The following is an 8,233-nucleotide window of genomic DNA, read 5'->3' on the forward strand; positions in this document are numbered from 1 at the left end:
ACAGCATAATTAGGCACTTTCTGGCAAGATTGAGAAGAAAGTCAAAGTGTTATACTAAGAGTCTTGAAATGCTGAAGTACTCTGTTCTTCTTTTGATGAAGTACAGAAATAAAGAGTTCGCTATGTTTAGTTAACAATGCCGAAAATAGATTTGCAAAATAGAAGCTCGAAACATTTATATGGCATAATTATATATTTTTAATTACCAATGGTGGTTGGTATTTTTGTAGTTAATATTTTTGTGGTGGGTGATATTATTAAAACATTAAATGTAGATTCCCGGTTCATTGGCAACGTTAGTAAAATATTCGATTTCAATCGGAGATCTTTCAGTATCATTGGTTTAGCATTACTTTTGCTGTTGCTTGTAAGCACCGGTGCAGCATCAGCTGAAGAGCCAAATGTCTGCAGAGAACTTCCGGTAAGTGCAAACCCGGGTGACACAATAACCGTGATATTGAACATCACACTTGATGGCGCAGATAAGACCGTCATAGAGGACAATGCGCCTACAGGATGGGTAGTAAGCAATCCATCTGATGATGGATTTATCGTTAATCCAGTTAATCCAGAGAAGGTAAGCTGGATTAATACCAACGCAGCACCAGATGTTGCACAGTTGACCTATGATGTCACGATCCCTGGAGATGCAGCACTGGGAACATACACATTTGAGGGAGTGTTCGACCTAGCAATAGCAGCTCCTGGAGTCCAGCCAATTGACTGTGAAACAGAGATGGATGTCGAAGATGCAACATCGACCATCATTGAGGAAACAAAGACCTCAAGTAGTGGTGGTAGCAGTTCCTCCGGAAGCAGTGCTGGTGGAAGTGGAGCATCCGGTGAGGCCTTTGAGAATATCGCATTTAAAGATGTGAAAGCGAAGAACATCATCGGTGGTGCCGTAATTAGCTACACTTTCGATGAGGAACAGAATGCCATTGATTACATCAAATTCTCCGCACTGAAGAATTATGGAGAGGTTTCAACGACTATCGAAGTCCTTAAAGATAAGTCTGCAATGGTCGATGAAAGTGCTCCCGGACTTGTATATAGCAACCTTAACATATGGGTTGGTAAAGTAGGATTCGCCACAGAAGATAACATTGCACATCCTGCGATAGGTTTTAGTGTACCCAAAGCGTGGCTCACAGAGAATGAGATCAATGAAGATGCTATTGCATTGTATCGCCATAGTGAAGGTAAATGGAACAATTTGAATACCATAAAGATAGGGGAAGATGATTCATACATCCATTTTGAAGCCGAAACTCCCGGATTCTCGCCATTTGCCATTTCAGCGAATACAGAAGAGGATGATACGTCGATCATAAAGGATGTTGATCCAAAATATGCAGAATCTGATGCTGAAGCAGAAACACCAATTGATGATGAACCTGTTACTGAACCAAAGAGTACACCGGGAATTTCAGGGGTTTTATCACTGATGCTTCTGGGTTGTGCTTACGTGTTCAACAAGAGAAAGAACTGAGCTTCTTTCTCTCCCTTTTTTCTTTATACCCTTGAGTCAACATTTCTTTGCTTGGACTTTTTCTTCCGGCTCCCCTTGGAACTTTTTGTTAACTTTAGCAATAAAAAAGAATTAAGAAATGAGATTGCTGAAGAAAATAAGAACGAACAATAACATTATTCAACCCCCAACACATCAATAAACACATGAACACAATTCCAAAGATCCCCATAACCGATGAACACATGCACATCGACCCACGTGCAAAAGGACTCAAGGCTGTCAAAGAGTTCCAGAATGCAGGCGGCACCCACATCATCCTTGTAACGAAGCCAACGTGGACCATAGGAGTGGAAGTTACAAGACCGGAAGATTATAAAATTGTCTTTGATGAGACCGTTGACCTTGCCGACCAGATCAACGAGACCGGTGTGACAGCATTTCCGGTTCTCGGAGTTCATCCTGCGGAGATCAACAAACTGAACGAACGCATGGAACTTGAAAAGGCAGTGGAGCTTATGAAAAGCGGTCTTGAGATAGCTTCAGAGTACGTTGAAGAAGGGGTTGCAGTGGGGCTTAAAAGTGGAAGACCGCACTACCCGGTGTCTGAGGAGATATGGGATGCATCCAATCATATCATGGAACATGGTTTCACACTGGCAAAGGATGCCGGTTGTGCCATTCAGTTACATACTGAAAGCGTTGGGGAACCGGAACTTATCGACATCACTGAAAGAGCAAAGAAGACCGGCATCCCCCTAAATAAAGTGGTCAAGCATTACGCTCCACCGCTTGTTAATGTCTGCGAAAAGCTTGGCATCTTTCCAGGTGTGCTGGCAGGAAAAGGAGCCATAGAAGAAGCTCTTGAGCAGGGTACTCGATTCATGATGGAAACCGATTATATCGATGATCCTGAAAGACCGGGAGCTGTACTTGGACCTAAAACGATTCCTCGAAGGACACTGAAACTTGTAGAAGAGCATGGGGAAGAACCATTCTGGAAAATACATAAGGAGAATGTAGAAGAGGTATATGAGGTGGAGATCGAATTGTAAAAGCAGATCGTTCAACGACCTGTCAGGAGCAATTACAACCAAGCCATTATGATTAGACAAGATCCCTGTTTCCTCAAATGTCATAACTTCATAGGATAGGAGTTCTCCGTCCTCGTCTTCTTCCTCTTCCCATGTTCTGGCCCAGATTGTATTCTCAAGAAATATCTGAAAATCCGATTCATCCGTCATTGTTAATCACCAAAACAATTTCATCAGCACATTCCTTATGCAAAAATTGAAAGATTAATTGCACTGTTTTCGAAAAGGGAGGTATACCATGATATGGGTCGATGGGAGAACGATCAATGTGCGAGGAGCATGAGAGGTTCAAATCTGAGCCCTCGCACAACAAGTCGGGGATATAGGTAACTCTATTTTTTTGTACGAGAGTGTGCATTATACATGCACAACCATAGGTTATGCCCTTAAAAGCAAAAGGTTTTTTTTTGGTAAATTTCAAATTTTAAAAAAATAGATTAATTAGAAAAATAAAAAATATTGACCAAAATAAGTTGTAAATAGTATCAGCAATATCTAAGCATATATGACTACATGGAGACCTATTCCTCATATATATTATAAAGTTCCAGATGCTGAATCTCAAGGAAAGCACTCAGGATTCAAGTTAATAGAGATTTTGCTAAATCTTGCTTTAATTGATACGTTTAAAGATGAAAAATACAAAAAATTTGCTTTTCTTTATAGTACATCTTACGATAATGGTATTTGTAATATAGAGATAATCACTCCAGAAGTAAATTTTATTGCTAATTTTGAAAGAATGTTTTCTGGTGCAAGTGACAAAAAGTACCTTGAGTCACTCATAGTAAACAATATGAATAAATTTTCACAAATTATCAATAATTTAAATTTTGGAAAATTTATTGGAGATTTTATAGTCTATGATGGTCAATCCGGTAAAATTACTTTGGGTAAAGATCCATTGCAGATGGATGTAGCTACAACTAGTGGTCTTTTATTCCATCTTGCTGGTATCTTTCGAAGTCATATTGTCGTTGATTATACTGGAGCAATTATTGAACATGAAAATTACAAAAAATTAATGCTTTATGATATGGATTATGGACGTATTGATTTTGATAGAATTAAAATAAATGTGGACAATTTCGAAGAATGGGATTATTATTTTCCTGAATATGATCAAGAAGTAAAAGAAAACAAAGCAATATTTGGGCTAGATACAAAAGTTGATAATATGTTAGAAACCACCGAAAATAAGACCTTTTATGATATTGCTTTTTCTTTTGCAGGAGAAGACCGAGGTATTGTTGAAGAAATTGCTGAAGATTTAATAAGCAACTCAATTTCAGTGTTTTATGATAACTTTGAAAAAAGTGAATTATGGGGTAAAAGGTTAGATCACTATTTTAAAGAAACATATGCAAAAAATACAAGATTTGTTATTCCTTTTATTTCAGAACACTATCCCAATAAGGATTGGACAAATTTTGAATTTAGTGTTGCACACGGAGAAGCAAAGAAAAGAGATTCTGAATTTATACTCCCTGTAAGAATAGACGATACTCATGTAGTAGGTATTCCAAGTACTATTGGATACTTGGATTATAATAAAGAAGGTAAAGATGGAATAGTGAAAGCAATTCTATCTAAATTAAGAACTTAATTCATATTGAGCATCCCTAGCTCTTCTTACATTCTTTCCCTTAAAATTTAATTCCCCGTCGGTTGCTTTTTTCTTCAAGTAAGTCAAAGCACTCCTGTGCTTGATTCCAATCTCTCTTGCTTTTTCAGGAGTCAGCTTCAAAATGAACTCATAGACTAACTTTTCATTAACAAACTCTTGAGCCTGCTTCACATCCAATTCCTGTTCATCAATATTGTTAGCTTCCTTGCCAATGTAAACCACACCATCAGCATGAACATGCTTTCTCTCAAGAACTCCAATTTCACCATCAAACTTAGATTCAAGATGATTGGCATACTCTATTATTGTTCTACTCAGTTGCTTGAAATAATGAGCTCCCTGTTTAAGTTCTCCTGTTGCATAGTCAATAAAAGGCTCATAAACAATACTCTGAGAATCATTTGAAAAGGGAGCTAATGGCTTTACCGCCTTACCTATCGTATCCTGAAAAATCAATTTCTGTTTTTGGAAGCCGAAATAAGTAAAATGACCCACATAAATTACATCGTCATAAATATAACGGTTTTTATGAAAATATAACAAAGGAACGTTACCGCATCTGAAAAAATATTTATACAAATAGAGGAGCTTATGAGCATATGAAACTGAATATATTAATAGTATTTATTTCACTTCTTGTTCTGGTATCAGTACCAACTTCGGTGGGAGAATACAACTATGAAGAAGTTAATGCGATAATATATGAGGCTGCAGAGGAAATTGAGCCGGATTTCACTGAAGATGCATTCTGGTACGTAGGAGATGCCGAGCATGTTGGTGTAGTTTATTTCTCGGAAAGAGATCCCCTAAAGCCTGAAATGCAGAGTATTGATTACTGGGATATGGATGAAAGGATGATACTGGGGGAATTTTCTGACCAGACTGTAACCAGTAGTGTATCATTCGTAGCCCCTACTCCCGGAGGAGATCAGGTCTATGTGGATGTGGATGGCTACAACCTTCCCTTATCCGCTATTCAGCCGGTAGCTGAGAATATTTTTGTTAAACTGGTGGACCATTCTGTTGCAAGTGGTGCAGTTGGTCAATGGGAAGGCATGGAGGATACACAAACCGATGAATATCCTGAGGAAACACCCATTGATGAAGTAATCACAGGAACTGCTATTGGCGATTCTGAGGAACTGTCGGACCAGTATCAGAATCCCGAAGAAATTTCAACAGGAATAGAAGACACTGCAGAAAATGAAGATACCGAATTTACGGAATATGATGAAGTCGATGAACTATTTTTCATCTATGAGGTACTGGAAGAGGAAGGTTTCATCGAAAATGAAGGTTATCTTGCTATAGAAGACATTGATAAACAGGACATAGAGGATTACCAGAATGTTCACATGAACTATGTCCTGCCTGATGATTTTGTTGAATCCATGCAAACCCAGGCAACAATCATTAACATGATAAGGGAAGAAAGCTCCGAAGACATGGAAAAGCTGGATGATATGGATCTGGGTGATGGGCAGAATGTTGAATCCAACAAAGAAAAGATAAAACAGGTCTTCGAAGAGGATTTTACCTTTGAGGCAGGAAGTCCCGTTGAAATCACAGGTGGGGCTGACTATGCTGGTAAAGATAAGGTTGGAAGCAAACTCAATGATATCATGAACCTTGAAATTATCGATAAAGACACAAAGGACACCATCGAAAAGATCAAGACTGGGCATGAAGCTGCATCCTTCTTTTCAGATGACTACTCAAACTCGAAATTAGCAAAGACCTTTGATAAGATAGATAAGATCAACAGCCTAAAGGAAGAAGTGAACAAATACGTTGGAGCCTATAATGATTACGAGAAGCTCAGTGAGATGAAAGGCGCTTCAGGCACCACTGTGAAAGCCCTTTATGTGGTTTCGAAGACCGGACAGGAAGTTGCCGACAAGGTTCCCATAGTTGGTGAATTCATAAAGAAGGAACTGGAAATAGTTGAAAAGATCGTCATGGCACTACCGGAACTTGACAATGCAATAAAGAACGGCAATGCAAGACAGGGGCGGATCACAAGCGGTGGTATAGGAACTTCCACACCAAATGCTTTCCTAAGTGAATACGGAAAAGTAAAGCAGACTTCAGACGGACCTGTCTATTACATGCTCTACACAGATGAGAAAGGTGAAAAGCAGGAGATCAATCCGGACCTCTGGATCAAGGTTACAGTGAAAGGAGAGTCATACTACGTACCCACAGACGAGGACGAAAATCCAATTGGTGACGTTGCCATAAAAGATATCGGTAGCAGCTGGAAGCCCTGGAAATGGGATAATTGCCAGGTGGTCAAACGTACTGATCCAAAAGTCATCTACAACAACGGGGAGGAATACGACCTATGAAAAAGAGAACAATAGCAATAATAGGAGTAATCTTTTTGTTCATCCTATTCTCAGGTGGAGACGATAATAACTCTACATCCGATGATATTAAAGATGAATGGACTCCGATGATATCAGATAGTTACGATGTGGATAAAGCTGCAAGTATGTCAATATACGAATCCCTTGCATTCCAGGGAATAGATGATGCAACTGTGGAAGTTACCACGGAACGTGTATTTGTCAAATATGACCAGCCACCTGTGAAATCAGATTCTGATGCACTTATGACCTGGTTCTACATCATGGGTGTTGCAGCTGAGAAAGCCCCGGATACAGATGAGATAATCATACAGATGTATGCGGGCAGAGAGCCACTCTTTGAAATCACCGCGCTTACTAAGGATGTTCAGGATTTCCTGGAATATCGCATAACTTCGGATGAATTCAAAACAAAAGTTGATGTCAGTGCAATAATGTAAACTCTGGATGTGTTACCATAGGACTCATTCGCAAAATAGTGGGTAAAGTTCTTGAGGTTCTGGATCCTCTGATGATGACAAGTAGGTAAATCTGACCAGAACGCTCAATAATCATGGATTGGGGACAAAAAGCGTATGGGAAACAAAAGAAATATTTCATTTCGTTTCCCCCGCTTACTCTTAAGATACTGAACAAGAATAACATTGTTTATGAGGAAACTGAGTTTCATTGGGGCGATGATTTTGATGAAATCAGGCAAAATATCCTTGATATCTCCTATTTTGATTAGAAACCACCAGGAATCACTCTTTTACTGACCTTCAATAATTGCTCATGTCTGCATGAGCAAATTTTTATGTTATGATCCAGAATTCCTTTAAATCAGTTTAACTTACTATATTCTACCACATCAACAGTAAACCTTTAATCACGTTACTCAAATACTCCTTATCCCATCAATACAAAAACACAATTTCTCCAAAAACATGTCCCTGAAAAATATAATTGTCAAAGGTGCTAAAGAGCACAATCTCAAGAATGTAGACGTAACATTCCCACGTGATAAACTGATAGTCATAACCGGACTCAGCGGGTCTGGAAAATCTTCCCTTGCTTTTGATACAATATATGCGGAAGGTCAGAGACGATACGTGGAATCGTTGTCAGCTTATGCAAGACAATTTCTGGGACTCATGGAAAAACCGGATGTGGAATACATCGAAGGGCTTTCCCCTGCAATTTCCATAGAACAGAAAACAACCAGCAAGAACCCGCGTTCTACGGTCGGTACTGTCACAGAGATATATGATTACCTGAGATTGCTCTATGCGAGGATAGGAATACGTCACTGTCCAAAATGCGGCAAGGCCATTGAACCCCAGAGCGTTGACCAGATAGTCGATAGTATATTGAAGATAAAAGAAGGTTCTAAGATACACATCCTTGCACCGCTTGTGCGGGAGCGCAAGGGAGAATATAAGAAATTACTCACCGACCTTCGTACAGAAGGGTTTGCACGTGCAAGGGTCGACGGCGAGATAATAGCCCTTGATGATGCGGAAACAATTGAGCTGGGACGTTATAACAAACACAATATCGAAGCCGTTGTAGACAGGATCGTAATAAAGGACGACATTCGGGAAAGAGTAACAGATGCCGTTGAGACCGCACTGGAAAAAAGCGGTGGCACACTGATAGTTCATGTGCTTGACAAAGAGGAACTGGTCTTCAG

Annotated in this window: 6 protein-coding genes and 2 pseudogenes; 7 read left to right on the forward strand and 1 reads right to left on the reverse strand. The window is 39.4% G+C overall.

Going from position 1 to position 8,233, the window contains the following annotated elements; all coding sequences use genetic code 11:
- From QAS77_RS08535 to QAS77_RS08550, 4 genes and pseudogenes are all read left to right on the forward strand, one after another.
- Positions 1-134 (forward strand): annotated as a pseudogene (locus tag QAS77_RS08535) (IS1 family transposase); the annotation flags it as partial.
- A gap of 74 nt (positions 135-208) precedes the next feature.
- On the forward strand, positions 209-1,492 hold the full coding sequence (locus QAS77_RS08540; protein WP_305064942.1) for a PGF-pre-PGF domain-containing protein: 1,284 nt from the start codon (positions 209-211) through the stop codon (positions 1,490-1,492).
- A 185-nt stretch (positions 1,493-1,677) separates the two neighbouring features.
- The gene (locus QAS77_RS08545; protein ID WP_305064944.1) at positions 1,678-2,526 is read left to right on the forward strand and encodes a TatD family hydrolase; all 849 of its coding nucleotides are present in this window, start codon (positions 1,678-1,680) and stop codon (positions 2,524-2,526) included.
- Positions 2,527-3,070: 544 nt separating this feature from the next.
- Positions 3,071-4,171 (forward strand): TIR domain-containing protein, encoded by a 1,101-nt coding sequence (locus QAS77_RS08550; protein WP_305064946.1) that lies wholly within the window; start codon positions 3,071-3,073, stop codon positions 4,169-4,171.
- Here QAS77_RS08550 and QAS77_RS08555 read toward each other — a convergent pair.
- Positions 4,160-4,687, reverse strand: a complete 528-nt coding sequence (locus QAS77_RS08555) for a hypothetical protein (RefSeq protein ID WP_305064947.1) — start codon at positions 4,685-4,687, stop codon at positions 4,160-4,162. The genes QAS77_RS08550 and QAS77_RS08555 overlap by 12 nt on opposite strands.
- A 104-nt stretch (positions 4,688-4,791) precedes the next feature.
- Between QAS77_RS08555 and QAS77_RS08560 the strand changes: the two genes are divergently transcribed.
- From QAS77_RS08560 to QAS77_RS08570, 3 genes and pseudogenes are all read left to right on the forward strand, one after another.
- Positions 4,792-6,540 carry a hypothetical protein gene (locus tag QAS77_RS08560; RefSeq protein ID WP_305064948.1) on the forward strand — a complete coding sequence of 583 codons (1,749 nt, stop codon included), beginning with the start codon at positions 4,792-4,794 and terminating at the stop codon, positions 6,538-6,540.
- On the forward strand, positions 6,537-7,001 hold the full coding sequence (locus tag QAS77_RS08565) for a hypothetical protein (protein WP_305064950.1): 465 nt from the start codon (positions 6,537-6,539) through the stop codon (positions 6,999-7,001). The genes QAS77_RS08560 and QAS77_RS08565 overlap by 4 nt, the downstream gene beginning before the upstream one ends.
- 486 nt (positions 7,002-7,487) lie before the next feature.
- Positions 7,488-8,233: pseudogene (locus QAS77_RS08570) on the forward strand (excinuclease ABC subunit UvrA); the annotation flags it as partial.

Source organism: Methanococcoides sp., assembly GCF_030594565.1.
In the GTDB taxonomy this organism is placed as follows: Archaea; Halobacteriota; Methanosarcinia; order Methanosarcinales; family Methanosarcinaceae; genus Methanococcoides; species Methanococcoides seepicolus.

Bases quoted from the DNA above. Each gene is read 5' to 3' on its own strand.
- QAS77_RS08540 (WP_305064942.1), top strand. From the start codon at position 209: ATGGTGGTTGGTATTTTTGTAGTTAATATTTTTGTGGTGGGTGATATT.
- QAS77_RS08545 (WP_305064944.1), top strand. From the start codon at position 1,678: ATGAACACAATTCCAAAGATCCCCATAACCGATGAACACATGCACATC.
- QAS77_RS08550 (WP_305064946.1), top strand. From the start codon at position 3,071: ATGACTACATGGAGACCTATTCCTCATATATATTATAAAGTTCCAGAT.
- QAS77_RS08560 (WP_305064948.1), top strand. From the start codon at position 4,792: ATGAAACTGAATATATTAATAGTATTTATTTCACTTCTTGTTCTGGTA.
- QAS77_RS08565 (WP_305064950.1), top strand. From the start codon at position 6,537: ATGAAAAAGAGAACAATAGCAATAATAGGAGTAATCTTTTTGTTCATC.